The 25,315-nt window shown below is 70.3% G+C and carries 22 protein-coding genes and 1 tRNA gene; 14 read left to right on the plus strand and 9 right to left on the minus strand.

The features are described 5' to 3' along the window. Positions 1-125 precede the first annotated feature (125 nt). On the plus strand, positions 126-1,109 hold the full coding sequence (trxB, locus tag ABZX65_RS10435) for a thioredoxin-disulfide reductase (protein WP_355336662.1): 984 nt from the start codon (positions 126-128) through the stop codon (positions 1,107-1,109). Positions 1,110-1,164: 55 nt separating this feature from the next. Then, positions 1,165-1,494, plus strand: coding sequence for a thioredoxin (trxA, locus tag ABZX65_RS10440; RefSeq protein ID WP_355336663.1), 330 nt, complete (start codon positions 1,165-1,167; stop codon positions 1,492-1,494). A gap of 151 nt (positions 1,495-1,645) precedes the next feature. Here trxA and ABZX65_RS10445 read toward each other — a convergent pair whose 3' ends face one another. From ABZX65_RS10445 to rpmH, 9 genes are all read right to left on the minus strand, one after another. Then, positions 1,646-2,263: a GNAT family N-acetyltransferase gene (locus ABZX65_RS10445; protein ID WP_355336664.1), complete on the minus strand. Its 618-nt coding sequence runs from the start codon at positions 2,261-2,263 to the stop codon at positions 1,646-1,648. Between the two features lie 76 nt (positions 2,264-2,339). Further along, the gene (locus tag ABZX65_RS10450) at positions 2,340-3,440 is read right to left on the minus strand and encodes a ParB/RepB/Spo0J family partition protein (protein ID WP_355336665.1); all 1,101 of its coding nucleotides are present in this window, start codon (positions 3,438-3,440) and stop codon (positions 2,340-2,342) included. Continuing rightward, positions 3,437-4,561 (minus strand): ParA family protein, encoded by a 1,125-nt coding sequence (locus ABZX65_RS10455; protein WP_355336666.1) that lies wholly within the window; start codon positions 4,559-4,561, stop codon positions 3,437-3,439. The genes ABZX65_RS10450 and ABZX65_RS10455 overlap by 4 nt, the downstream gene beginning before the upstream one ends. A 276-nt stretch (positions 4,562-4,837) precedes the next feature. Continuing rightward, on the minus strand, positions 4,838-5,575 hold the full coding sequence (gene rsmG / locus ABZX65_RS10460) for a 16S rRNA (guanine(527)-N(7))-methyltransferase RsmG (protein ID WP_355336667.1): 738 nt from the start codon (positions 5,573-5,575) through the stop codon (positions 4,838-4,840). A gap of 88 nt (positions 5,576-5,663) precedes the next feature. Beyond that, positions 5,664-6,182: a R3H domain-containing nucleic acid-binding protein gene (locus ABZX65_RS10465; protein ID WP_355336668.1), complete on the minus strand. Its 519-nt coding sequence runs from the start codon at positions 6,180-6,182 to the stop codon at positions 5,664-5,666. Between the two features lie 13 nt (positions 6,183-6,195). Continuing rightward, positions 6,196-7,377 (minus strand): membrane protein insertase YidC, encoded by a 1,182-nt coding sequence (yidC, locus tag ABZX65_RS10470; RefSeq protein ID WP_355336772.1) that lies wholly within the window; start codon positions 7,375-7,377, stop codon positions 6,196-6,198. Then, a complete protein-coding gene (gene yidD, locus ABZX65_RS10475; protein ID WP_188282916.1) occupies positions 7,377-7,694 on the minus strand; it encodes a membrane protein insertion efficiency factor YidD in 318 nt (105 codons plus the stop codon). The genes yidC and yidD overlap by 1 nt, the downstream gene beginning before the upstream one ends. Next, positions 7,691-8,089 carry a ribonuclease P protein component gene (gene rnpA / locus ABZX65_RS10480; protein WP_355336669.1) on the minus strand — a complete coding sequence of 133 codons (399 nt, stop codon included), beginning with the start codon at positions 8,087-8,089 and terminating at the stop codon, positions 7,691-7,693. Before rnpA ends, yidD begins: the two co-directional genes overlap by 4 nt. A gap of 19 nt (positions 8,090-8,108) precedes the next feature. After that, positions 8,109-8,246, minus strand: coding sequence for a 50S ribosomal protein L34 (rpmH, locus tag ABZX65_RS10485; protein WP_003975051.1), 138 nt, complete (start codon positions 8,244-8,246; stop codon positions 8,109-8,111). Between the two features lie 380 nt (positions 8,247-8,626). On the opposite strand from rpmH, the gene dnaA reads away from it, so the two are divergent. The 12 genes from dnaA (at position 8,627) to ABZX65_RS10545 (ending at position 25,250) form a co-directional block, all read left to right on the plus strand. Then, entirely contained in the window at positions 8,627-10,567 is a 1,941-nt protein-coding gene (gene dnaA, locus ABZX65_RS10490) for a chromosomal replication initiator protein DnaA (protein ID WP_355336670.1), read from the plus strand. An 811-nt stretch (positions 10,568-11,378) separates the two neighbouring features. Next, the gene (gene dnaN, locus ABZX65_RS10495; RefSeq protein ID WP_355336671.1) at positions 11,379-12,509 is read left to right on the plus strand and encodes a DNA polymerase III subunit beta; all 1,131 of its coding nucleotides are present in this window, start codon (positions 11,379-11,381) and stop codon (positions 12,507-12,509) included. Between the two features lie 70 nt (positions 12,510-12,579). After that, on the plus strand, positions 12,580-13,527 hold the full coding sequence (gene gnd / locus ABZX65_RS10500) for a phosphogluconate dehydrogenase (NAD(+)-dependent, decarboxylating) (protein ID WP_355336773.1): 948 nt from the start codon (positions 12,580-12,582) through the stop codon (positions 13,525-13,527). Between the two features lie 52 nt (positions 13,528-13,579). Next, positions 13,580-14,710 carry a DNA replication/repair protein RecF gene (gene recF, locus ABZX65_RS10505; RefSeq protein WP_355336672.1) on the plus strand — a complete coding sequence of 377 codons (1,131 nt, stop codon included), beginning with the start codon at positions 13,580-13,582 and terminating at the stop codon, positions 14,708-14,710. Then, positions 14,707-15,321 (plus strand): DciA family protein, encoded by a 615-nt coding sequence (locus ABZX65_RS10510; RefSeq protein ID WP_355336673.1) that lies wholly within the window; start codon positions 14,707-14,709, stop codon positions 15,319-15,321. Before recF ends, ABZX65_RS10510 begins: the two co-directional genes overlap by 4 nt. 325 nt (positions 15,322-15,646) lie before the next feature. Beyond that, a complete protein-coding gene (gene gyrB / locus ABZX65_RS10515) occupies positions 15,647-17,647 on the plus strand; it encodes a DNA topoisomerase (ATP-hydrolyzing) subunit B (RefSeq protein WP_355336774.1) in 2,001 nt (666 codons plus the stop codon). A gap of 41 nt (positions 17,648-17,688) precedes the next feature. Then, a complete protein-coding gene (gene gyrA / locus ABZX65_RS10520) occupies positions 17,689-20,340 on the plus strand; it encodes a DNA gyrase subunit A (protein WP_355336674.1) in 2,652 nt (883 codons plus the stop codon). A gap of 99 nt (positions 20,341-20,439) precedes the next feature. After that, complete coding sequence (locus ABZX65_RS10525; RefSeq protein ID WP_188282701.1) at positions 20,440-20,958, plus strand: DUF3566 domain-containing protein; 519 nt, start codon at positions 20,440-20,442, stop codon at positions 20,956-20,958. Positions 20,959-21,041: 83 nt separating this feature from the next. Beyond that, positions 21,042-21,115 (plus strand) — tRNA-Ile (locus tag ABZX65_RS10530). A gap of 178 nt (positions 21,116-21,293) precedes the next feature. Further along, positions 21,294-21,434, plus strand: coding sequence for a DLW-39 family protein (locus ABZX65_RS10535; RefSeq protein ID WP_223187219.1), 141 nt, complete (start codon positions 21,294-21,296; stop codon positions 21,432-21,434). Between the two features lie 310 nt (positions 21,435-21,744). Continuing rightward, positions 21,745-23,862 carry a VWA domain-containing protein gene (locus ABZX65_RS10540; RefSeq protein ID WP_355336675.1) on the plus strand — a complete coding sequence of 706 codons (2,118 nt, stop codon included), beginning with the start codon at positions 21,745-21,747 and terminating at the stop codon, positions 23,860-23,862. Then, positions 23,859-25,250, plus strand: a complete 1,392-nt coding sequence (locus ABZX65_RS10545) for a hypothetical protein (RefSeq protein WP_355336676.1) — start codon at positions 23,859-23,861, stop codon at positions 25,248-25,250. Before ABZX65_RS10540 ends, ABZX65_RS10545 begins: the two co-directional genes overlap by 4 nt. Positions 25,251-25,315: the final 65 nt, after the last annotated feature.

A 25,315-nucleotide genomic window follows, 5' to 3' on the forward strand; every position in this document is an offset into this window, starting at 1 on the left:
CGGGGGGCGTGGCGTACGGCGTGCGCCGCGCCGTCCGGGGAATGCTGGACCCGTAGGATCCGTTAGGGAGGACGAGAGTCCAGCCAGGGCCCCCGCAGTTGTCCGCAGAGACGAGGAAGACACCCGTGAGCGACGTCCGTAACGTGATCATCATCGGCTCGGGGCCCGCGGGGTACACCGCGGCGCTCTACACGGCGCGCGCATCCCTCAACCCGCTGGTCTTCGAGGGGTCGGTCACCGCCGGCGGCGCGTTGATGAACACCACCGAGGTGGAGAACTTCCCCGGCTTCCGCGACGGCATCGTGGGCCCGGACCTCATGGACAACATGCGCGCCCAGGCCGAGCGCTTCGGCGCCGAGCTGGTCCCGGACGACGTGGTCGCGGTCGACCTCGGCGGCGACATCAAGACCGTCACGGACTCGGCGGGCACCGTCCACCGCGCCAAGACCGTCATCGTCACCACCGGCTCGCAGCACCGCAAGCTGAACCTCCCCAACGAGGACCAGCTCTCCGGCCGCGGCGTCTCCTGGTGTGCCACCTGTGACGGCTTCTTCTTCCGCGAGCAGGACATCGCCGTGATCGGCGGCGGCGACACCGCGATGGAGGAGGCGACCTTCCTCTCCCGCTTCGCCAAGTCCGTGAAGATCGTGCACCGCCGGGACAGCCTGCGGGCGTCCAAGGCGATGCAGGACCGCGCCTTCGCCGACCCGAAGATCTCCTTCGTCTGGGACAGCGAGGTCGCCGAGATCCACGGCGACGGCAAGCTCTCCGGTCTGACCCTGCGCAACACGAAGACCGGCGAGACCTCGGAGCTGCCCGTCACCGGGCTGTTCATCGCGATCGGCCACGACCCGCGCAGCGAGCTGTTCAAGGGCGTCCTCGACGTCGACGGCGAGGGCTACCTCACCGTCCAGGCGCCGAGCACCCGGACCAACGTCCCCGGTGTCTTCGCCGCGGGAGACGTCGTGGACCACACCTACCGTCAGGCGATCACCGCGGCCGGCACCGGCTGTTCCGCCGCGCTGGACGCCGAGCGCTACCTGGCCGCCCTCGCCGACGCCGAGAAGGCCGAGACGGCCGACGCGTCGGCCGACAAGGCCGCCGTCTGACCCGCTTCCATCCCTCACCCCCGACACGCACACATCACGACCTGAGGAGACCGCCGTGGCCGGCAACACCAAGCACGTGACCGACGAGACGTTCGCCGAGGAGGTGCTCGCCAGCGACAAGCCCGTGCTGGTGGACTTCTGGGCGGAGTGGTGCGGCCCGTGCCGCCAGATCGCCCCCTCGCTGGAGGCCATCGCGGAGGAGCACGCGGAGAACATCACCATCGTCAAGCTGAACATCGACGAGAACCCGGTCACCGCGGCGAAGTACGGCGTGATGTCCATCCCGACGCTCAACGTCTACAAGGGCGGCGAGGTCGTGAAGACCATCGTCGGCGCCAAGCCGAAGGCCGCCATCGTGCGCGACCTGTCCGACTTCATCGGCTGACGCTCACCGGCTGACGCTTTCACCGGCGGACGTCTTCACCGGCGGACGCTGTTCCACGTGGAACACGAGAGGGCCGACCCCCGATCCGGGGGTCGGCCCTCTCGCATGTCCGGGCCGGGTGCCCGGCGCGGCCGTGAGGAGTGACAGCGGCTCACAGGGGCCGGAGGGCAGGCTCCTTCTGGACGGCGCCCAGGAGGCGGTCGATGGCCATCTCGACGTCCTCCTTCCAGGAGATCGTGGAACGCAGCTCCAGCCGCAGCCGGGGATAGCGCGGGTGGGGGCGGACCGTCTTGAAGCCGACCGCGAGCAGATGGTCCGCGGGCAGGACGCACGAGGGGGCGGTCCACTTCGCGTCGCCGAACGCCTCGATCGCCTTGAAGCCCCGCCGGATGACGTCCTTGGCGACGGTCTGCACCAGGACCCGGCCGAGGCCCTGCCCCTGGAAGCCGGGCAGGATGCGCGCGGTCATGAGCTGGACGGCGTCCGCCGACACCGGGCTGGTCGGGAAGGCCAGGGAACGCGGCACATACGCGGCGGGCGCGTAGAGCACGAAGCCCGCGGGCACCTCGTCGACGTAGACGACCCGGCCGCAGGAACCCCACTCCAGCAGAACGGCGGAGATCCACGCCTCCTTCTCCAGCTCGGGCTTGCCCGCCTGGACGGCCGCTTCGCCGCTGACCGGGTCCAGTTCCCAGAAGACGCAACTGCGGCAGGGCTTGGGGAGGTCCGGGAGATTGTCGAGTGTCAGTGGTGCCAGCCGACGTCCCATGTGGCCTGAACCCCATCTCTGCCGTGAACCGAACTGCCCACGTACACCCCGGCGCGAACGCCGGGGTGCGCCCGCGTCACTCGCCGTCTTCGTCCTCGGTTTCCTCTTCGAGCCGGTTCTCCAGCACATTGCCCTCGCCCGGGGCCATCGCCCCGAGGATGCGCTCCAGATCCTCTATCGACGCGAATTCCACGACGATCTTTCCGCGCTTCTGCCCCAGGTCGACCTTCACCCGGGTGTCGAAGCGGTCGGAGAGCCGGGAGGCGAGGTGGGTGAGCGCCGGGGAGACCCGACGCCCGGCCCGGGGCGCCGCGCTCTTCCTGGTGGGCTTCGGGTCGCTGTTCATCAGCGTCACGATCTCCTCGATCGCGCGCACCGACAGCCCTTCGGCGACGATCCGGTGGGCCAGCTTGTCCTGCTCCTCGGGGTCGTCCAGCGAGAGCAGCGCCCGCGCGTGGCCGAAGGAGATCACTCCGGCCGCGACCCGGCGCTGCACCGGGGCGGACAGCTTCAGCAGCCTGAGCGTGTTGGAGACCTGCGAGCGGGAGCGCCCGATCCGGTCCGCCAACTGCTCGTGGGTGCAGGAGAAGTCGCGGAGCAATTGGTCGTACGCCGCCGCCTCCTCCAGGGGGTTGAGCTGGGCCCGGTGCAGGTTCTCCAGGAGGGCGTCCAGGAGGAGCTTCTCGTCGTCGGTCGCCCGGACGATCGCCGGAATCCGCTCCAGGCCGGCCTCGCGGCACGCCCGCCAGCGGCGCTCGCCCATGATCAGCTCGAAGCGGTCCTTGCCGATCTCACGCACGACGACCGGCTGGAGCAGACCGACCTCCTTGATGGAGGTGATCAGTTCGTTGAGGGCGTCCTCGTCGAAGACCTCACGCGGCTGGCGCGGGTTCGGCGTGATGAAGTCCAGGTCCAGCTCCGCGAAGTAGGCACCCGGTACGGGGTTCTTCGCGTCGGAGAGGTCCGGCTCTGTTTCACGTGAAACAGGGATGTCCACCACGGGCGGCGGCGCGGCCTCGGGGACTCTGCGGTCCACCAGTCCGGCCACCTTGGCCGCGGCGACGCCGCGTTCCTGCGTCAGTACCGGTGCGGCGCCCTGGGCGCCGCCCGTCGACTGCGGCGCGGCCGGGATCAGCGCGCCGAGACCACGGCCGAGCCCTCTGCGTCGATCACTCACTGGATCCCCTCCGACATGCTGTGCGGGTTCTGCTCATCGTGCTGGGTGTAGTCACCCTGCGGGTCGTACTCGACGGCGACGGACGCCTCGACTCCGCGCAGGGCCATCTCCCGGGCGGCTTCCAGATACGACAGCGCGCCGCTGGAGCCCGGGTCATAGGTCAGTACGGTCTGGCCGTAGCTGGGCGCCTCGGAGATCCGGACGGACCGCGGGATGCTGGTCCGCAGCACCTCCTTGCCGAAGTGCGTGCGCACCTCCTCCGCGACCTGGGAGGCGAGGCGCGTCCGTCCGTCGTACATGGTCAGCAGGATCGTCGACACATGCAGCTTCGGGTTGAGGTGCGCGCGGACCAGTTCCACGTTCTTCAGGAGCTGACCCAGCCCCTCCAGCGCGTAGTACTCGCACTGGATCGGGATGACGACCTCGGCCCCGGCCACCAACGCGTTGACGGTCAGCAGGCCGAGCGAGGGCGGGCAGTCGATCAGGACGTAGTCCAGCGGCTGCTCGTACGCCTCGATCGCCCGCTGGAGCCGGCTCTCGCGGGCGACCAGGGAGACCAGTTCGATCTCGGCGCCCGCCAGGTCGATGGTGGCGGGCGCGCAGAACAGGCCCTCCACGTCGGGGACCGGCATCACGACGTCGGACAGGGGCTTGCTCTCCACCAGGACGTCGTAGATCGAGGGGACCTCGGCGTGGTGGTCGATGCCCAGCGCCGTGGAGGCGTTGCCCTGCGGGTCCAGGTCGACCACGAGCACCCGGGCGCCGTGCAGCGCCAGGGACGCCGCCAGATTCACCGTGGTCGTGGTCTTGCCGACCCCGCCCTTCTGATTGGCGACCACCATCACCCGGGTCTGGGCCGGCCGGGGAAGTCCTTCCCCGGCGCGTCCCAGTGCCTCGACGGCCAACTGCGCGGCGCGGCCGATCGGGGTGTCATCCATGGGAGGCAATGTTTCACGTGAAACACCGTCTCCGAACCCCGGGGGCACGGCAATCGGGCCCCCGGCAAACTCTGCTGTGCGGGGACCGGGGACCGGATCGGCCATCGGTCCCGCGATGTTGGCGTCGGACCGCAAGGACTCACACTCCTCGACTTCAGGCTCGCTATGAGAAGAGCCTGCCATGCCGGAGGGGTGATGAACCAGCGAGACTTGGCTGCCTGTGGATGAAGCCGTAGATCTATCCACCGACTGGGGCGTCTTGGAGGGCTTGTTGGCGTGTGCCTCGGCCGCGGCTCGGCCGCGGCTGAGGACTCCTGGTAGCAGCGAGCGACGTTTCACGTGGAACACGATGCACAGCGCCGGACCGCTAACTCCGCAGACACTCCGGGTTATGTCTGTTTGGCCGTTTGTATGGCGTAGAGGGAGGGTTCGGCGCGGGACCGTTCGAGGAACGACGGTTCAGCGGCGACGGCGGGGAGCGCCGCCCCGCGGGTTACGGCTCGCGCGCGCGGCCTTCGCCCGCCGGGTCGCGGCGCGTACCCCGCCAGGGCTCTCGCCGACCAGGACGCGTACGACGGTGGAGAGCGGGTCCACGATGCCCTCGCCGACCTGGACCACGGAGGTGTCGACCGCGCCCAGCCGGTCGAGCGCGGCCCTGGCCGCCTTGAGCTCGTCCAGCGCGGTGTCGCCCTTGAGGACCGCCATCTCACCGTGCGGGCGCAGCAGTGGCAGGCCCCAGCCCGCGAGCCGTTCCAGCGGCGCCACGGCGCGCGCGGTCACCACGTCCACCGGGGGCAGCTTGCCCATCATCTCCTCGGCCCGGCCGCGCACCACGGTGACATTGCTCAGCCCCAGCACCTTGACGACCTCTTCGAGGAAGGTGGTCCTGCGCAGCAGCGGCTCCAGCAGCGTGATCCGCAGATCGGGCCGGGTCAGCGCCAGCGGGATACCCGGCAGGCCGGCGCCCGAGCCGACATCGCACACGGACACGTCCTCGTCGATGACCTCGGAGAGCACCGCGCAGTTCAGCAGGTGCCGCTCCCACAGGCGGGGCACCTCGCGCGGGCCGATCAGGCCGCGGCGCACCCCGGCGTCCGCGAGCAGCTCGGCATAGCGCAGGGCGTCGGCGAACCGGTCACCGAAGACCGTCCTGGCCTGCTCGGGCGGCGCGGGAAGCTCCGCTGCTGCCTCCGTCACGGGGGCTGTCCTTTCCTAGGTCACTCACAAGGTTCGGCCCCGCCTGCGAACAGACGGGGCCGACAGAGCAGTACCACACAGCGTCCGGTCAGACCGGGAGTACGACCACCCGGCGCTGGGGCTCCTCGCCCTCGGACTCGCTGCGCAGGCCCGCGGCGGCCACGGCGTCGTGCACGACCTTGCGCTCGAACGGCGTCATCGGGTCCAGCTTCACCGGCTCACCGCTGGCCTTGGCCTCCGCCGCCGCCTTCGCACCGAGCTGCGCCAGCTCGGCCCGCTTGCGCGCCCGGAACCCGGCGATGTCCAGCATCAGCCTGCTGCGCTCACCGGTCTCCCGGTGCACCGCGAGCCGGGTCAGCTCCTGGAGGGCTTCCAGCACCTCGCCGTCCCGGCCGACCAGCTTGTTCAGATCACGGGTGCCGGTGTCACCGATGATCGACACCGACGCGCGCTCGCCCTCGACATCCATGTCGATGTCACCGTCGAGGTCCGCGATGTCCAGCAGACCTTCCAGGTAGTCGGCGGCGATATCACCCTCCTGCTCCAGCCGGTTCAGGGTCGCGGCCGAGCCGTTGTCGGGTGCGGTGGTGGTGTTGACGTCGCTCACGCCTGGGCTCCTCTTACTTCTTCTTCGACAGGTTGGTCGGCTTGGACTTGCCACCGGACTGCTTGCCGGGCGAACCGCCCTGCTTGCCCGGAGCGCCGCCCTGCTTCGTACCGCCGCCTGTCCTGCCTGTGCCTGCCGAGCCGCCGCTCGCCTTCGGGGCACCGGCCTTGGGAGCGCCCGCCCGCGGGGCTCCACCGCCCGCCCTGGGAGCGCCGCCGCCACCGGTGCCGCCCGCCGCGCCGCCGCCGGCGCCCGTGCCCGTGGGGGTCGTCTGGCGCTTGGACTTCGGCTGCCGCTTGGGCTGGGTGCGGTTGGCGCGCGCGACCTCCACGGCCTCCTTGGCGGCCACTTCCTCCGGGGGCTCGACGAGCTTGCCCTTGGCGCGCAGCCGCTCCTGGCGCTGCTGGAACGCGAGGCTGCCGGGGGTGGGGTTACGCCGGATCACGAACATCTGCTGGCCCATGGTCCACACGTTGGTGGTCAGCCAGTAGACGAGGACACCGACGGGGAAGTTGATACCCATGACGGCGAAGATGACCGGGAAGACGTACATCAGCATCTTCTGCTGCTGCATGAACGGGGTCTTCACCGTCATGTCGACGTTCTTCGTCATGAGCTGGCGCTGCGTGTAGAACTGCGACGCCGACATCATCAGGATCATGATCACCGTGACGATGCGCACATTGGTCTGCGTGGCGCCCAGCGACTCGACCTTGGCCGCGCTGTCCAGGAACTTCGCCGCCAGCGGGGCACCGAAGATGTGCGCGTTCTTGGCGCTGTCGACCAGGTTGGCGTGGATCACGCCGACCTCGTGGCCCTTGGCGATGTTACTCAGCACGTGGTACAGCGCGAAGAAGAACGGGGACTGCGCCAGGATCGGCAGGCACGAGGAGAGCGGGTTGGTGCCCGTCTCCTTGTACAGCTTCATCATCTCTTCGGACTGGCGCTGCTTGTCGTTCTTGTAGCGCTCCTGGATCGCCTTCATCTTGGGCTGGAGCGCCTGCATGTTCCGGGTCGACTTGATCTGCTTGACGAACAGCGGGATCAGGCAGATCCGGATCAGGACCACCAGCGAGACGATGGACAGACCCCACGCCCAGCCGCTGTCCTTGTCGAAGATCAGGCTGTAGAACGAGTGGAACTGGACGATGATCCACGAGACAGCGTCGTAGAGGGGGTTCAGAATCCCCACGATCAGGCTCCTTGGGCGTGAGAGGGTCCGGTGGGCTCGGGCGTGACGGGCCCGTCGGAGCCGCCCCGCAGTGCGCGGCGCAGCCGATCGTGCCATGGCGGCCGCTTGCGCGGCGGGACATGGTCCACGCCGCCCGGCGACCAGGGATTGCAGCGCAGGATGCGCCACGCGGTCAGGGCGGTGCCCTTGATCGCGCCGTGCCGGTCGATGGCCGTGAACCCGTAGTGGGAGCACGAGGGGTAGTACCGGCAGACCGGGCCGAGCAGCGGACTGATCGTCCACTGGTACAGCTTGATCAGTGCCAGCAGCGGGTACTTCATCGAGACACCCTCCCCTCGGCTTCGCCTCGGGTGTCGCGACCCAGCAGCCGCTTGAGGGCGGCGTCCAGGTCGTGGGCCAGCTCCGCATGGTCAGCGCCACCGGCTCCGGGTAGCGCTCGTACGACTACCAGGCTACCGGGGGGCAGCTGCGACAGGCGTTCGCGGACCAGATGACGCAGTCGGCGCTTGACCAGATTGCGCTGCACCGAGCCACCCACCGCCTTGCTCACGACGAAACCCGCACGCACCGGGGGAGTGCTCCCCCCCGGCACATGCGGGTCCGTGATGTCGCTGCGCAGATGGACCACCAGCAGCGGTCGACCCGCTCGGCGTCCTCGGCGAACCGCTTCTCCGAAGTCCTGGCGCCGCCTCAGCCGATTCTCGGTGGGCAGCACGGCATGAGACCTGTGACGATCAGGCGGACAGGCGGGCGCGGCCCTTGCTGCGGCGGGTCGCGAGAATCGCGCGGCCGGCGCGGGTGCGCATACGCAGACGGAAGCCGTGGGTCTTCGCACGACGGCGGTTGTTCGGCTGGAAGGTGCGCTTGCTCACTCGGGGGCTCCAGGGAAAATCGTGTCCGGCGGGGCGTCGCCTGGCTGTCACCGTGCGCCCACGAAGAATCTCGCGGAACAGATCAGGTGCACCGCTTGACGATCATCCGGGGACTTCCGGAAGACCCTCGCCCATCGGTAGGCAGGCGGCAGCAGCCATCGACAACTCGACCTCGATACGGTACGCGCGGCTAGGCCATCCGGTCAAACCCGGCGGTCGCGGGCCCGGCATTTGTACACACCCTGTGGACAACGACTTGAACCGCGCCTACCCCCTGACTACCGTGGCTGAACTCCCAACTCTTCCCGCCTGTCTTCAGGACCACACTTTCGCGGGAGTTGCCCGCACTTGCACCATTAAGCGACGAGAGAGCGTGCCCTGTGGCTGACGTAACCGCCGATCTTGCCGCAGTGTGGCCGCGCGTACTCCAGAAACTGCTGGTGGACAGCGAGGACCTGAAGCCCAAGGACGCGGAGTGGCTCAAGCGCACCCAGCCGCTGGCCCTGGTCGCGGGCACCGCCGTCCTCTCCGCGCCCAACGAATTCGCCAAGAGCGTCCTGGAGGGGCGGCTGCTGCCGCTGATCACCGAGGTGCTGAGCCGTGAGTTCGGTCACCCTGTCGGGATCGCCATCGCCGTCGCGTCCGGCGGCGACCAGGAGCCGGCCCCGGCCGACCACGACCAGGACCCGTACGAGCAGCAGCACGAGCGGCACGACCGCCGCGACGGGCACCGCGCGGACCACAGGGACGAGCTGCGCGACGACCACCGCGACGGCATGCGGGACGACCGGCACGGCGGCGACCTCGGGGACGACGGCATGCGGATGCGCCGCGCCTACCCCGAGCAGCAGAGCCAGGGCAGGCACGCGGGCCCCGACGAGTGGCCGCCGCGGCAGAGCGACGACGGCTGGCGGCAGCCGCGTACCGACAGTTGGACCCTGCCCGCGCAGAACAGCGGCGGCTTCCAGGACCGCGAGCCGTACCCGGAGCAGCAGAGCCACCGGTACCGACAGGACACGCACGACGGCTACCCGGTCGTACCGCACCAGGCGTACCCGCAGTCCCCGCAGGGCGGTTACGCGCCGCAGTCCGGCGGCTACCAGCAGCAGGACCGGCAGCAGGGCCAGGGCCGGCCGGACCAGCAGCAGCAGTCCACCGGGCGGCACGCGTCGCCGAATCTGTCGGGCGGCCGGCTCGACGGGCCCTCGGGGCCTTCCGGGCACTCCGATCCCTCGGGCCGCCAGAACCACTCGGGCCATTCGGGCTCCTCCTCCGGCGGCGCCGTCGAGCCGACCGCCCGGCTGAATCCCAAGTACCTCTTCGACACCTTCGTGATCGGCGCGTCCAACCGCTTCGCGCACGCGGCCGCGGTCGCCGTCGCCGAGGCCCCGGCCAAGGCGTACAACCCGCTCTTCATCTACGGGGAGTCGGGGCTCGGCAAGACGCACCTGCTGCACGCGATCGGGCACTACGCGCGGAGCCTGTACCCGGGGACGCGGGTGCGGTACGTCAGCTCCGAGGAGTTCACCAACGAGTTCATCAACTCGATCCGGGACGGCAAGGCGGACGCGTTCCGCAAGCGGTACCGGGACATGGACATCCTGCTCGTCGACGACATCCAGTTCCTGGCGAGCAAGGAGTCGACGCAGGAGGAGTTCTTCCACACCTTCAACACCCTGCACAACGCCAACAAGCAGATCGTGCTCTCCTCCGACCGGCCGCCCAAGCAGCTCGTCACCCTGGAGGACCGGCTCCGCAACCGCTTCGAGTGGGGCCTGATCACCGACGTCCAGCCGCCCGAGCTGGAGACCCGGATCGCGATCCTGCGCAAGAAGGCCGTGCAGGAGCAGCTCAACGCCCCGCCCGAGGTGCTGGAGTTCATCGCGTCCCGGATCTCGCGGAACATCCGCGAGCTGGAGGGCGCGCTCATCCGGGTCACCGCCTTCGCCAGCCTCAACCGGCAGCCGGTCGACCTCCAGCTCACCGAGATCGTGCTGAAGGACCTGATCCCCGGCGGCGAGGACTCGGTGCCCGAGATCAGCGGGACGGCCATCATGGCCGAGACCGCCGCGTACTTCGGGCTGGCCGTGGACGACCTGTCGGGCTCTTCGCGCAGCCGCGTCCTGGTCACCGCCCGGCAGATCGCCATGTACCTGTGCCGCGAGCTGACGGACCTGTCGCTGCCGAAGATCGGCGCGCTCTTCGGCGGCCGCGACCACACCACGGTCATGCACGCCGACCGGAAGATCCGCTCCCTGATGGCCGAGCGGCGCTCCATCTACAACCAGGTGACGGAGCTGACCAACCGCATCAAGAGCTGAGCCGCGCGCGGAGAAGCGCCGCGCACAGCCCCTCCGAGCGCCCCGGGAGACCTCTCCCGGGGCGCTTCGCGTTGTCCGCCGCGCCGCGCCCTGTTCGATTCCCGTACGCCGAGGGGCAGTTCTCCACAGGACTGTGGCAAATGGACCGTCCACACCCTGGGGACACCGGAGTTGTCCAGAAAGTCTCCACAGGCCAGGTGCCGCAACGGAGGTACGCCCAGCTCAGCCGGGTGTGGATATGTGGGCAACCCGAATCCACAGACTGTGGACAGAAAGGACACCTCTTGGGGGTCACTTCGCGTTGTCCACCGCTCGCCCACAGGTTGGGGCTCGTTGTGCACAGCATGGGATCGTTTCTCCACATCTCTGTCCACTGTTCGGCAACGAAACGCGCCTGGTCCCACGGAAGAGTGAAAGGCGTCACACCAAGGTGGTGGGTTGGCCTGGGGAGAACCTGGGTATTTCTGGGGACAGCCCTGGGGAGAACCCGGGGTCACCTGTGAATCGGGTGTGCACAACTTCCGGCCGTCCACAGGACCCCCTGGTTGTCCCCATGCCCCGCCCACAGGCCCGGTGGATAAAAAACAGGGTCTGACCTGCGCCGGAACCACTTATCCACGGTATCCACAACCCCTATTACTACGACTACGTAGAGATAGATGGGAACCTGCTTCGAAGCGGGGGGTGTGCACAACTCGGCCCGGACCCGCCCTGCGGCTCGTGTCGCGGCTTGACGCCAACCCGCACCGACTGTCGGTGCTGTGCGTCAGACTGTTCCCCGACAGCCAGCAACAAGCAGGAGGCGGTTCCGGTGAAGATCCGGGTGGAGCGCGACGTACTCGCCGAGGCAGTGGCTTGGGCAGCCCGTAGCCTCCCGGCCCGTCCCCCGGTGCCCGTCCTCGCCGGGCTCCTGCTGAAGGCGGAGGAGGGCAAGCTCAGCCTCTCCGGCTTCGACTACGAGGTCTCGGCACGGGTGTCGGTGGAGGCCGAGGTCGAGGAGGAGGGCACGGTCCTGGTCTCGGGGCGGCTGCTCGCCGACATCTCGCGGGCCCTGCCCAACCGCCCGGTGGAGATCTCCACCGACGGAATCCGCGTGACCGTGGTCTGCGGCAGCTCGCGGTTCACACTCCACACCCTGCCTGTGGAGGAGTACCCGGCGCTGCCCGCGATGCCCGACGCCTCGGGCACGGTGCCCGGCGAGATCTTCGCCGCCGCCGCCTCCCAGGTCGCCATCGCCGCGGGCCGCGACGACACGCTCCCGGTGCTCACCGGTGTGCGGATCGAGATCGAGGGCGACACCGTCACGCTCGCCGCCACCGACCGCTACCGCTTCGCGGTCCGCGAGTTCCTGTGGAAGCCCGAGCAGGCCGACATCTCCGCCGTCGCCCTGGTGCCCGCCAAGACGCTGCTGGACACCGCCAAGTCGCTCACCAGCGGAGACACCGTCTCTATCGCGCTCGCCGGATCCGGCGCCGGTGAGGGCCTGATCGGCTTCGAGGGTGCCGGCCGCCGTACGACGACCCGGCTGCTCGAAGGCGACCTGCCGAAGTACCGCACGCTCTTCCCGACCGAGTTCGCCTCGGTCGCGGTGATCGAGACCGCGCCGTTCGTCGAGGCCGTCAAGCGCGTGGCCCTGGTCGCCGAGCGCAACACCCCGGTGCGGCTCAGCTTCGAGCAGGGCGTGCTCACCCTGGAGGCCGGTTCCAGCGACGACGCACAGGCTGTGGAGCGCGTCGACGCCAAGCTGGAGGGCGACGACATCTCGATCGCCTTCAACCCGACCTTCCTGCTCGACGGCCTCAGCGCGATCGACTCCGCCGTCGCCCAGCTCTCCTTCACGACCTCGACCAAGCCCGCGCTGCTCAGCGGCCGTCCCGCGCTCGACGCCGAGGCGGACGACGCGTACAAGTACCTGATCATGCCGGTCCGGCTGTCCGGCTGACGGCTGACGGCTGTCGGCGGCCGACTGACGGCCGTCGGGGCCGCCCCCGCCCGCCGGACACACCGTCCGGCTGAGCCGGTCACAGCGGGCCGTCGTAGGCTCGGCTCAGGTCAGACACGCTTCGAACGAAGGATCTGCGATGGAGCTCGGTCTCATCGGTCTCGGCAAGATGGGCGGCAACATGCGCGAGCGCATCCGCCGCGGCGGGCACACCGTCATCGGGTACGACCGGAACCCGGATCTCGCCGACGTCCACAGCCTCCAGGAGCTTGTGGACTCCCTCAAGGGACCGCGCGTGGTGTGGGTCATGGTCCCCGCGGGCGCGGCCACCCAGTCGACCATCGACGAGCTGGGCGAACTGCTCTCCCCCGGCGACCTCGTCGTGGACGGCGGCAACTCCCGCTGGACGGACGACGAGCGGCACGCCGACGAGCTGGCGGCCAAGGGCATCGGCTTCGTCGACTGCGGCGTCTCCGGCGGTGTCTGGGGCCTGGCCAACGGCTACGCGCTGATGTACGGCGGCAAGGACGAGGACGTCGCCAAGGCGCAGCCCATCTTCGACGCGCTCAAGCCCGAGGGCGACGCCGGCGCCGTGCACGCGGGCAAGGTCGGCGCGGGCCACTTCGCCAAGATGGTCCACAACGGCATCGAGTACGCGATGATGCAGGCCTACGCCGAAGGCTGGGAGCTGCTGGAGGCGGTGGACTCGGTCACCGACGTCCGCGAGGTCTTCCGCTCCTGGAAGTCCGGTACGGTCATCCGCTCCTGGCTGCTCGACCTGGCCGTGGACGCGCTCGACAAGGACGAGCACCTGGGCGCCCTGCGCGGCCACGCGGACGACTCCGGCGAGGGCCGGTGGACGGTCGAGGCCGCCATCGACAACGCCGTGCCGCTGCCCGCCATCACCGCGTCGCTGTTCGCCCGGTTCTCGTCCCGCCAGGACGACTCGCCGCAGATGAAGATGATCGCCGCGCTCCGCAACGAATTCGGCGGGCACGCGGTCACCGCCGCCGAGTAGTACGAAAGCCAGACAGCAGGGAGGTCGGCGCGGTCCCGCGCCACAGCACGCGATGCACGTAGCGCACCTTTCGCTCGCCGACTTCCGTTCCTACGCCCGGGCCGAGGTCCCCCTCGACCCGGGCGTCACCGCTTTCGTGGGGCCCAACGGGCAGGGCAAGACCAATCTGGTCGAGGCCGTCGGCTATCTGGCGGCGCTGTCCAGCCACCGGGTCTCCACCGACGCGCCGCTGGTCCGGATGGGCGCCGAGCGCGCGGTCGTCCGGGCCCAGGTCGTGCAGGGCGACCGGCAGCAGCTCGTGGAGCTGGAGATCAATCCGGGGCGGGCCAACCGCGCCCGGATCAACCGCTCGGCGCCCGGCCGCCCGCGCGACCTGCTGGGCATCGTCCGCAGCGTGCTCTTCGCGCCGGAGGACCTGGCGCTGGTCAAGGGCGACCCGACCGAGCGCCGCCGCTTCCTCGACGAGCTGATCACCGCCCGCACCCCGCGCCTAGCCGGGGTCCGCAGCGACTACGACCGGGTGCTCAAGCAGCGCAACACCCTGCTGAAGTCCGCCGCGATGGCCCGCAGGCACGGCGGCAAGGGCGGCGACCTGTCCACCCTCGACGTGTGGGACCAGCATCTGGCGCGGGTCGGCGCGGAACTGCTCGCGCAGCGCCTGGACCTGGTGGCCGCGCTCCAGCCGCTGGCCGACAAGGCGTACGAACAGCTCGCCCCCGGCGGCGGCCCGGTCGGCTTCGAGTACCGGGGCTCGATGGGCGAGAGGATGGCCGGGGCCGAGGGCCGCGAGGACCTGTACGGGCGGCTGCTGGAGGCGCTGGGCGAGGCGCGCAGGCAGGAGATCGAGCGCGGGGTGACGCTGGTCGGGCCGCACCGCGACGACCTGCTGCTCAAGCTCGGCCCGATGCCCGCCAAGGGCTACGCCAGCCACGGCGAGTCCTGGTCGTACGCGCTCGCGCTGCGCCTGGCGTCGTACGAACTGCTGTGCTCCGACGGCGGCGAGCCGGTGCTGGTGCTGGACGACGTCTTCGCCGAGCTGGACACCAAGCGGCGCGAGCGGCTGGCGGAGCTGGTCGCGCCCGGCGAGCAGGTGCTGGTGACGGCGGCGGTGGACGACGATGTGCCGGGTGTCCTGGTGGGGGCCCGGTTCGCGGTGGAGCAGGGGACGGTGGAGCGGGTATGAGCGAGCGCGGCGCGAAGCGGGCCAGGGGCGCGGGCGGCACGGCACTCCCGGCGGACGGCACGGCCGACACCGCTCCGGCAGCGCCCGCGGGTACACCGTCCGGCACGCTCCCCGAGCAGACCGGCGTCGACCTCGCGCGGGTCGCGCTGCGCGCCGCGAAGGAGCAGGCCAGGGCCCGTGGCGCGGCGGCCGTGCAGAAGAAGCAGGCCAGGCGCGGCGGGCTGCGCAGCGGCGCGCGCGCCGACGGCCGCGACCCGCTGCCGCTGGGCGCCGCGATCAACCGGCTGATCACCGAGCGCGGCTGGGAGGCCCCGGCCGCGGTGGGCGGGGTGATGGGCCGCTGGCCGCAGCTCGTCGGCCCCGAGGTGGCGCTGCACTGCGCGCCCGCGCGGTACGACGAGGAGGACTCGGTCCTGACCGTCCAGTGCGACTCGACCGCCTGGGCGACCCAGCTCCGGCTGCTGGCGCCGACCCTGGTGGCCCGGCTCAACGCGGATCTCGGCCACGGCACGGTGAAGCTGATCAAGGTGCTCGGCCCCGCGGGCCCGGCCCGCTCGTACGGACGGCTGCGCGCCCCCGGCAGCGTCGGCCCCGGCGACACGTACGGCTGAGAACGCGCCGGTGCGCGTACGGCGGGGAGCGCGTTCGTACGGCGCCCGTAGCGACTTCGCGCCGACCCTGCTCAGCGTAGCCGGGGGTTGACAGCCGGAAGCCCTGGACGCCCGTGTGAGCGGTTTTGGCACCAGGGCCGCGTGTAGGGAGTCGGGCGGCGGCGGTTCGGGACGGCACATGGGAACTCAGGTACCGCCAAAGCCCCATTCATGTCGGCGCTACCGGTAGACTGATAGGCAGACCGCCCTCCCCTGGCAGCAGACAGGGGGACACCAGCGGAACATGTCGAAGACGCAGCCGATCCCGCCCCGCGGGAGACGGCTCGTGCTGTGCCAGAAAGGGCGCTTCGTGGCCGATTCCGGCAACCCCAACGAGAATTCCAGCAAGTCCTACGACGCCAGCGCGATCACCGTGCTCGAGGGTCTCGAAGCGGTGCGCAAGCGCCCCGGTATGTACATCGGTTCGACCGGTGAGCGGGGCCTGCACCACCTCGTCCAGGAGGTCGTCGACAACTCGGTCGACGAGGCGATGGCCGGTCACGCGGACACCATCGACGTCACCATCCTCGAAGACGGCGGCGTGCGCGTCGTGGACAACGGCCGCGGCATCCCGGTGGGCATCGTCCCCTCCGAGGGCAAGCCGGCCGTCGAGGTCGTGCTGACGGTGCTGCACGCGGGCGGCAAGTTCGGCGGCGGCGGTTACGCGGTCTCCGGCGGTCTGCACGGCGTCGGCGTCTCCGTGGTCAACGCGCTGTCCTCCCGGGTCGCGGTCGAGGTGCGCACCGAGGGCCACCGCTGGACGCAGGACTACAAGCTGGGTGTGCCGACGGCGCCGCTGCTGAAGAACGAGGCGGTCGACGAGACCGGCACCACGGTCACCTTCTGGGCAGACGCGGACATCTTCGAGACCACCGACTACTCCTTCGAGACGCTGTCGCGGCGCTTCCAGGAGATGGCGTTCCTCAACAAGGGCCTGCGGATCTCGCTGACCGACGAGCGCGCCGACCACGTGGACGAGGAGGGCAAGCCGCTCACCGTCACGTACCACTACGAGGGCGGCCTCGTGGACTACGTGAAGTACCTGAACTCGCGCAAGGGCGAGCTGATCCACCCCACCGTCATCGACATCGAGGCGGAGGACAAGGAGCGGCTGCTGTCGGTCGAGGTCGCCATGCAGTGGAACACCCAGTACAGCGAGGGTGTGTACAGCTTCGCGAACACGATCCACACGCACGAGGGCGGCACGCACGAGGAGGGCTTCCGCGCGGCGATGACCGGCCTGGTCAACCGCTACGCGCGCGAGAAGAAGTTCCTCCGGGAGAAGGACGACAACCTGGCGGGCGAGGACATCCGCGAGGGTCTGACCGCGATCATCTCCGTCAAGCTCGGCGAGCCGCAGTTCGAGGGCCAGACGAAGACGAAGCTGGGCAACACCGAGGCGAAGACGTTCGTCCAGAAGGTCGTGCACGAGCACCTGACCGACTGGCTGGACCGCAACCCCAACGAGGCCGCGGACATCATCCGCAAGTCGATCCAGGCGGCCACCGCCCGGGTCGCGGCCCGCAAGGCGCGGGACCTGACCCGCCGCAAGGGGCTGCTGGAGTCCGCGTCGCTGCCCGGCAAGCTGAGCGACTGCCAGTCCAACGACCCGACGAAGTGCGAGATCTTCATCGTCGAGGGCGACTCGGCCGGCGGCTCCGCGAAGTCCGGCCGCAACCCGCAGTACCAGGCGATCCTCCCGATCCGCGGCAAGATCCTCAACGTGGAGAAGGCGAGGATCGACAAGATCCTCCAGAACACCGAGATCCAGGCCCTGATCTCGGCCTTCGGCACCGGTGTGCACGAGGACTTCGACATCTCCAAGCTCCGCTATCACAAGATCATCCTGATGGCGGACGCCGATGTCGACGGCCAGCACATCAACACCCTGCTGCTGACCTTCCTGTTCCGCTTCATGCGGCCGCTGGTCGAGGCCGGGCACGTCTACCTCTCCCGCCCGCCGCTGTACAAGATCAAGTGGGGCCGGGACGACTTCGAGTACGCGTACTCCGACCGTGAGCGGGACGCGCTGGTGGAGATCGGCAAGCAGGCCGGCAAGCGCATCCGCGAGGACTCGATCCAGCGCTTCAAGGGTCTGGGCGAGATGAACGCCGAGGAGCTGCGGGTCACCACGATGGACATCGACCACCGGGTGCTCGGCAAGGTCACGCTCGACGACGCGGCCCAGGCCGACGACCTGTTCTCGGTGCTGATGGGCGAGGACGTGGAAGCCCGCCGCTCCTTCATCCAGCGCAACGCCAAGGACGTCCGGTTCCTGGACATCTGAGTCGGCCCCCACTGGCCGTGTGAAAGGACTAATCGACAGCGATGGCCGACGACACCTCCAACGTTCCCCCCGTGCCCGACGTACCCCCGTCCGAGATGGACGAGCGCAACGAGTCGGGTGGCCTGCGCATCGAGCCCGTCGGGCTCGAGACCGAGATGCAGCGCAGCTATCTCGACTACGCGATGTCCGTCATCGTCTCGCGCGCGCTGCCGGACGTGCGGGACGGCCTCAAGCCGGTGCACCGCCGCGTGCTGTACGCGATGTACGACGGCGGCTACCGGCCCGAGAAGGGCTTCTACAAGTGCGCGCGCGTCGTCGGCGACGTGATGGGCACCTACCACCCGCACGGTGACTCCTCGATCTACGACGCGCTGGTCCGTCTCGCGCAGCCGTGGTCGATGCGGATGCCGCTGGTGGACTCCAACGGCAACTTCGGTTCCCCGGGCAACGACCCGGCCGCCGCGATGCGGTACACCGAGTGCAAGATGATGCCGCTGTCCATGGAGATGGTCCGGGACATCGACGAGGAGACCGTCGACCTCCAGGACAACTACGACGGCCGCAACCAGGAGCCGACGGTCCTCCCGGCGCGCTTCCCGAACCTGCTGATCAACGGTTCCGCGGGCATCGCGGTCGGCATGGCGACGAACATCCCGCCGCACAATCTGCGCGAGGTCGCCGACGGCGCCCAGTGGTGCCTGGCCAACCCGGACGCCACGCCCGAGGAGCTGCTCGACGCCCTCATGGAGCGGATCAAGGGCCCGGACTTCCCGACCGGCGCCCTGGTCGTCGGCCGCAAGGGCATCGAGGACGCCTACCGTACGGGCCGCGGCTCGATCACGATGCGCGCGATCGTCGAGGTCGAGGAGATCCAGAACCGGCAGTGCCTGGTCGTCACCGAGCTGCCGTACCAGACCAACCCGGACAATCTGGCGCAGAAGATCGCCGACCTGGTGAAGGACGGCAAGATCGGCGGCATCGCCGACGTCCGTGACGAGACCTCGTCGCGCACCGGCCAGCGGCTGGTCATCGTCCTCAAGCGGGACGCGGTCGCCAAGGTCGTGCTGAACAACCTGTACAAGCACACCGACCTCCAGTCCAACTTCGGCGCCAACATGCTGGCGCTGGTCGACGGCGTGCCGCGCACCCTGTCGCTGGACGCGTTCATCCGCAACTGGGTGAACCACCAGGTCGAGGTCATCGTGCGGCGGACCCGCTTCCGGCTGCGCAAGGCCGAGGAGCGCGCCCACATCCTGCGCGGTCTGCTCAAGGCGCTGGACGCGATCGACGAGGTCATCGCGCTGATCCGGCGCAGCGACACCGTCGAGGTCGCGCGCGAGGGCCTGATGGGCCTGCTCCAGATCGACGAGATCCAGGCCAACGCGATCCTGGAGATGCAGCTCCGCCGGCTGGCCGCCCTGGAGCGGCAGAAGATCATCGCCGAGCACGACGAGTTGCAGCAGAAGATCAACGAGTACAACGCGATCCTCGCCTCGCCGGAGAAGCAGCGGCAGATCATCAGCGAGGAGCTCCAGGCCATCGTCGACAAGTTCGGCGACGACCGGCGCAGCAAGCTGGTGCCCTTCGACGGCGACATGTCCATGGAGGACCTGATCGCCGAGGAGGACATCGTCGTCACGATCACCCGTGGCGGCTACGTCAAGCGCACCAAGACCGAGGACTACCGGTCGCAGAAGCGCGGCGGCAAGGGCGTACGCGGCGCGAAGCTGAAGCAGGACGACATCGTCGACCACTTCTTCGTGACCACCACCCACCAGTGGCTGCTGTTCTTCACCAACAAGGGCCGGGTCTACCGGGCCAAGGCGTACGAGCTGCCGGACGCCGGGCGGGACGCGCGGGGCCAGCACGTGGCGAATCTGCTGGCCTTCCAGCCGGACGAGCGGATCGCCCAGATCCTGGCGATCAAGGACTACAACGCGGCGCCGTACCTGGTGCTGGCCACCAAGGCCGGACTGGTGAAGAAGACCGCGCTGAAGGACTACGACTCGCCGCGCGCGGGCGGTGTCATCGCGATCAATCTGCGCGAGTCCGGCGCGGTGGACGGCGACGCGGACGGCGAGGGCGCGGTGCTCGGCACCTCCGACGAGCTGATCGGCGCCGAGCTGGTCTCCGCGGAGGACGATCTGCTGCTCGTCAGCCGTAAGGCGCAGTGCATCCGCTTCACCGCCACCGACGACGCGCTGCGCCCGATGGGCCGCGCCACCTCGGGCGTGAAGGGCATGAGTTTCCGTCCAGGTGACGAACTCCTCTCGATGAATGTCGTCCGGCCCGGTACGTTCGTGTTCACCGCCACGGACGGCGGGTACGCGAAGCGCACATCGGTGGACGAGTACCGGGTCCAGGGGCGCGGCGGACTCGGTATCAAGGCGGCGAAGATCGTGGAGGACCGCGGTTCTCTGGTCGGCGCTTTGGTTGTCGAGGAGACCGATGAGATCCTGGCCATCACGCTCAGCGGTGGGGTGATCCGTACGCGGGTCAACGGGGTCAGGGAGACGGGCCGTGACACCATGGGCGTCCAACTGATCAACCTCGGTAAGCGGGACGCCGTCGTCGGCATCGCGCGGAACGCCGAAGCGGACGACGACCCGGAGTCGGCCATCGTGGCCGAAGCCGGTGAGGACGACGGAGCGGTCGCGGGCCTGGAGCCCGAGGCCGGTGAAGCGGAGGAGTAAGCCGTGAGTGGAGCCACGGGCGCCGCAGGTGGGGCGGGCAGGACCGGGGGTGCCCATGGCTCGGCCAACCTCAACGGCCCGCAAGAGGGGGGATACACCGTGACTGACACGCGTCAGCCGCCGCCGCACCAGCCGGCGCAGGCGTACGCGCCGCCGGCACCCGCCACACCTCCGCCGACGCCGGGTTCGCCCGCCGCCGCGGGGGTGCGCAGGCCGCGTCCCGCGGCCCGGTCGGTGCCGCGCACCCGCAAGGCGCGGCTGCGGATCGCCAAGGCCGATCCCTGGTCGGTGATGAAGGTGAGCTTCCTGCTCTCCATCGCACTGGGCATCTGCACGATCATCGCCGTGGCGGTGCTGTGGATGGTGCTGGACGCGATCGGCGTCTTCAGCACCGTCGGCGACACCATCAGCGAGGCCACCACGTCCGAGCAGGGCGGCAGCGGCGGCTTCGACCTGGTGTCGTTCCTGTCGCTCTCCCGGGTGATGGTCATCACCTGTGTGATCGCCGTGATCGACGTCATCCTGGCCACCGCGCTGGCCACGCTCGGCGCCTTCGTCTACAACCTCTCGGCGGGCTTCGTCGGCGGTGTCGAGCTGACGCTGGCGGAGGACGAGTAGCCGTCCGTCAGGGCGGCAGGTCGGGGCGGCGGATACCGATTTTGGGACATGGCCCAGGGTGCGCTAATCTTTCGGTGCAGCGCGGGGCTATAGCTCAGACGGTTAGAGCGCTTCCCTGATAAGGAAGAGGCCCCAGGTTCAAGTCCTGGTAGCCCCACCGCGTGAAGGCCCCCAACCGCAAGTCGGTTGGGGGCCTTCGGTGTGTACGGGGGGTGTGAGGCCGCGCTGTTGAGGGTAGAACGAAAGGCCGCACAGGTCACCGTTCGGTATCGGCCGCTGTGTATAGTCGGGCGCGTCAGAAGCTCTCCCCACGGAATCAAGGAGGAGGTCACGCGATGAAGAAGTTTCTCCTGGTCGCCCTGGCCGCCGTCGCCGGACTGTTCGTATACCGACAGATTCAGGCGGACCGCGCCGAGCAGGACCTGTGGACCGAAGCCACCGACACGGTTCCGGCGGGATCCAGCACGACCGTGTGAACCGTACGTACTGTCTTCGGGCCCCGGCCGCACTCATGGGTGAGTGCCGCCGGGGCTTCGCTGTTTCCGGGGGCCGTGGGGGCGGGTCGGGGGCTTGGCTGTCGCGGGCGGTCAGGGGCTTCGCTGTCGCCGGGCGGGTCCGGGGCTCTGCTGTGTCGCCGGGCGGGTCGGGGGACTTGGCCGCTGCCGGGGCGTGAGGGCGAGCGCGGCTCGGCTGTTGCGGGACCGTGACAGGAACCGCTTGAGTTTGCCTGAGCAAATCTTTAGGTTTGCTCTTGCAAATGAAGTGGAGCGAGGGGGATGTGACGGCATGGAACGACGACCACCACCGGGGCGGGCAGCCGCCACCGCCGCGCTGCTCGGGGCGCTGCTCCTGGCCTGCGCGGCCGTGCTGACCGGCGCGGGAACCGCCGCCGCGGCCCCGGCCGCACCCGCCGCCCCGGCCGTCGGCCAGGACGGCAGCCTGATCATGGTGCTGGACTCCTCCGGCTCGATGGCGGGCCCCGACGGCTCGGGCAGCACCCGGATCGCCTCGGCCCGCAAGGCCGTCGGCTCCGTCGTGGACTCGCTGCCGGACGGCTACCCGACCGGACTGCGGGTCTACGGCGCGGGCAAGCCGCACGGCTGCGACGACACCTCGCTCGCCAAGCCGGTCACCCCGCTCGACCGGGACGCCGTCAAGCGCGCGGTGGACGCCGTACAGCCCAAGGGGGACACCCCGACGGCGCTCGCGCTCACCAAGGCGGCCGACGACCTGCCCGCCGACGGGCGGCGCACGATCCTGCTGATCTCGGACGGCGAGTCCAACTGCGGGGCGCCCAAGCCGTGCGACGTGGCCGCGCGGCTCGCGGGCGACGGCAAGGACGGCATCGACCTGCGGATCAACACGGTCGGCTTCCAGGTCAAGGGCGCGGCCCGCGACGAGCTGGAGTGCGTCGCCCGCGCCGGGCACGGCTCGTACTACGACGCGCCGGACGCCGCCTCGCTCGCCCGCCAGCTCGTGCGCGCCTCCCAGCTGAGCGCGGACGCGTACCGCTTCGAGGGCACCCGGATCACCGGCGGCGACTCGGCGGAGCACGCCGCCTCGATCAGCACCGGCCAGTACCTCGACACCATCGGCCCCGGCGAGACGCGCTGGTACGCCGCCACGCTGGACGGCGTCTCGACCGCCGACGCGTCGGTCACCGCGGCCCCGCAGCCGGGCGTGCCGGTCACCTACGGCGACGGCCTGGAGCTGAAGCTCACGGGGACGGGTACGTACGCCTACTCCTGCGACACGCAGTCCGCGCACTTCGGGCAGAACGAGGGCGCGATGACGCTGACCGGCGCGGTCAGCCGGGTGCCGTCCGCCGACCACAAGGACGACTGCGACAAGGCGGGCCGCTACCTGCTGTCGGTGCACCGGACGAGCGCGCCCGCCTCCGACCGGAGCCGCTGGCCGGTCGAACTGCGGCTGGACGCCGAGGCGCCGCTGCCCGCGGGCACCACACCGGCCGCCGCGCGGACCGACTACGGGACCGCGCCCGCGCCCGTCACCGGCACGCCCAAGGACCTCGTCGGCGGCACCGGCTTCAACGACGCCGCACGGGTCGGCACCGGCGTCTGGCGGGACCACCTGCTGCCCGGCCAGACCCGCTACTACAAGGTCCACCTCGGCTGGGGCCAGCAGCTCACCTACGCGGCGGAATTCGCCAACGAGCCGGTCCTGGACGACTCCTCGTCCCACGCGTCCACCTTCGTCACCACCTCGGCCTTCGCGCCCGGCAGGCTCCCGATCGAGAGCGCCTCCGACGCCCGCGGCGAGCGCTCGTACTTCGGCAAGCCGCTGTCGGTCGGCCTCGGTACGGTCCCGGTGACCTGGACCAACCGCTGGACGGTCGGCGACCCGGCCGACACCGTGCACAGCGCGGGCGACTACTGGATCGCGGTCGGACTCGGCCCGAACGCGGCGCAGTTGGCCAAGAACGCCGCTGTCGGCGTCATCCTGCGGGTCGCGGTCACCGGCGACGAGCTGGCGGGCCCCGAGTACCAGGCGCCGAAGCTGGCCCGGCAGGGCGGCGACCGGAACGGCGCGAGCGGCGCCGACGGCGGTACGAAGGGCCGGGCGGCGGGGGATGGTGACGGTGACGGTACGGGCTCCGCCGCGGGGTCCGGCATCGGCTCGGTCACGGGCAAGGATCTGCTCGCGGCGGGGACGGGCGGCGCCGTGGCGCTGGCCGGGGTCGGGGTGGCGGCGCTGATCCGCCGCGCCGGGGCCCGTCAGCGGTTCCGTGCGCAGGCCGACACGCTGGTCGGCCCTCAGACGGGCACCCAGACGGGCACACAGACGGGCACTCGGACCGGCACTCAGCCGGGCACACAGCCGGGCACACAGTCCGGCACTCAACCGGGCACTCAGTCCGGCGACGACTACAGGGGTGGGGCATGAAGCGCCAACTGACGTTCACCGCGGCGGCGGGCGTGCTCGCGCTCGCCGCGCTCCAGGGGCAGGCGGCGGCCGACACGGCGTCACCGTCCGCGCCCCCGTCCTCCGCGTCGGGGTCGGCCTCGGCCGGTTCCACGGGGGTCCCGACCGAGGCCCCGGCCACCTGGAAGCCGGAGGGCACCGCCGTCTCGGGGGCGCAGACCACGGCGGACGCGCCGCCGTTGAAGGCCGCGACCACGTACCGGGACATGATCAAGCCGAACGAGACCCGGATGTACGGGATCACGCTCGACGCCACGTCCTCGGCGTACGCCTCGGCCTTCGCGCTGCCGCCGACCGGCTCGCGGGTGGCGTACAACGACGGGCTGAAGCTTGAACTCCAGAGCGCGGACGGCACCACCTGCGACAGCCGGGACGCCAACTTCCGTGACGACGACGCGACCCGGCCGATCGGCTCGGCGGTCGCGCGGCTGGCGGGCGTCGGCACGTCCTGCCAGGAGGCCAACCAGTACACGCTGTCGGTGCACAGGACGAGCGCGGGGACGTCCGACCCCGGCGCGTGGCCGCTGGAGCTGCGCTTCGTCCTCGAACCCGCGCTGAAGGCCGGGACGACGGCGCAGCCCGCGCCGAACTTCGGCTCCGCGTCGCCGACCCCGCTGACGGCGGGCACCCCGCGGCAGGCCCGCGGCGGCCCCAGCTTCGAGACGGCGGCGGCCGTCAGGACCGGCATCTGGAAGGACAAGGTGCTGCCGGGCGAGACGCGCTTCTACAAGGTCCCGGTCGACTGGGGCCAGCAGGCCACCGTCTTCTCGGACTTCTCCAGCGCTCCGGCCAACGGCGACAGCGCCACGTACATCGGCCAGGGCGTGCGGCTGACGGCGTACAGCCCGGTCCGCGAGCTGATCGACTCCGTCGACCACTCCTACTCCGGCGCGCCGACCTCGCTGAACGAGCGGCTGGCGCCGGTGTCGTACGCCAACAGGGCGGGCAGCGCCACCGATGTGGTGCGGGTGCGGTACGCGGGCTGGTACTACTTCGCGGTCACCGTGCACCCCGATGTCGCCAAGGCGGTGACGGGCGCGGTGCCGGTCACCCTGCGGGTGGACGTCAAGGGCGAGGCGCTGCCCGCGCCCGCGTACGACGGTGATCCGGGCGCGGCCGGCATCGGCGTCAGCGCGCACGACGTCTCGGCGGCGAACGGCTCGGGCACCGGGTCGTCCGGGTCGTCCGGCAGTTCGGGGCTGCGCTTCCTCGCCTTCGGCGCCATGGGCGCCGGGACGGTGCTGCTGCTCACGCTCGTGGTGTGGTTCGTCGCCGCGCGGCGACGGGCGGCGCGGACGGCGGACGCGGTGCCGCCGCAGCCGGGGTACGGGCCGCCGCCTGCCTGGTAGCGGGTGTCCTGTACGGGCTCTCGTACGGGCTCTCGTACGGGTTCTTGTACGGATGCCGGTAATAG

It is taken from the genome of Streptomyces sp. NPDC003300, from assembly GCF_040610915.1.
Taxonomy (GTDB): Bacteria; Actinomycetota; Actinomycetes; order Streptomycetales; family Streptomycetaceae; genus Actinacidiphila.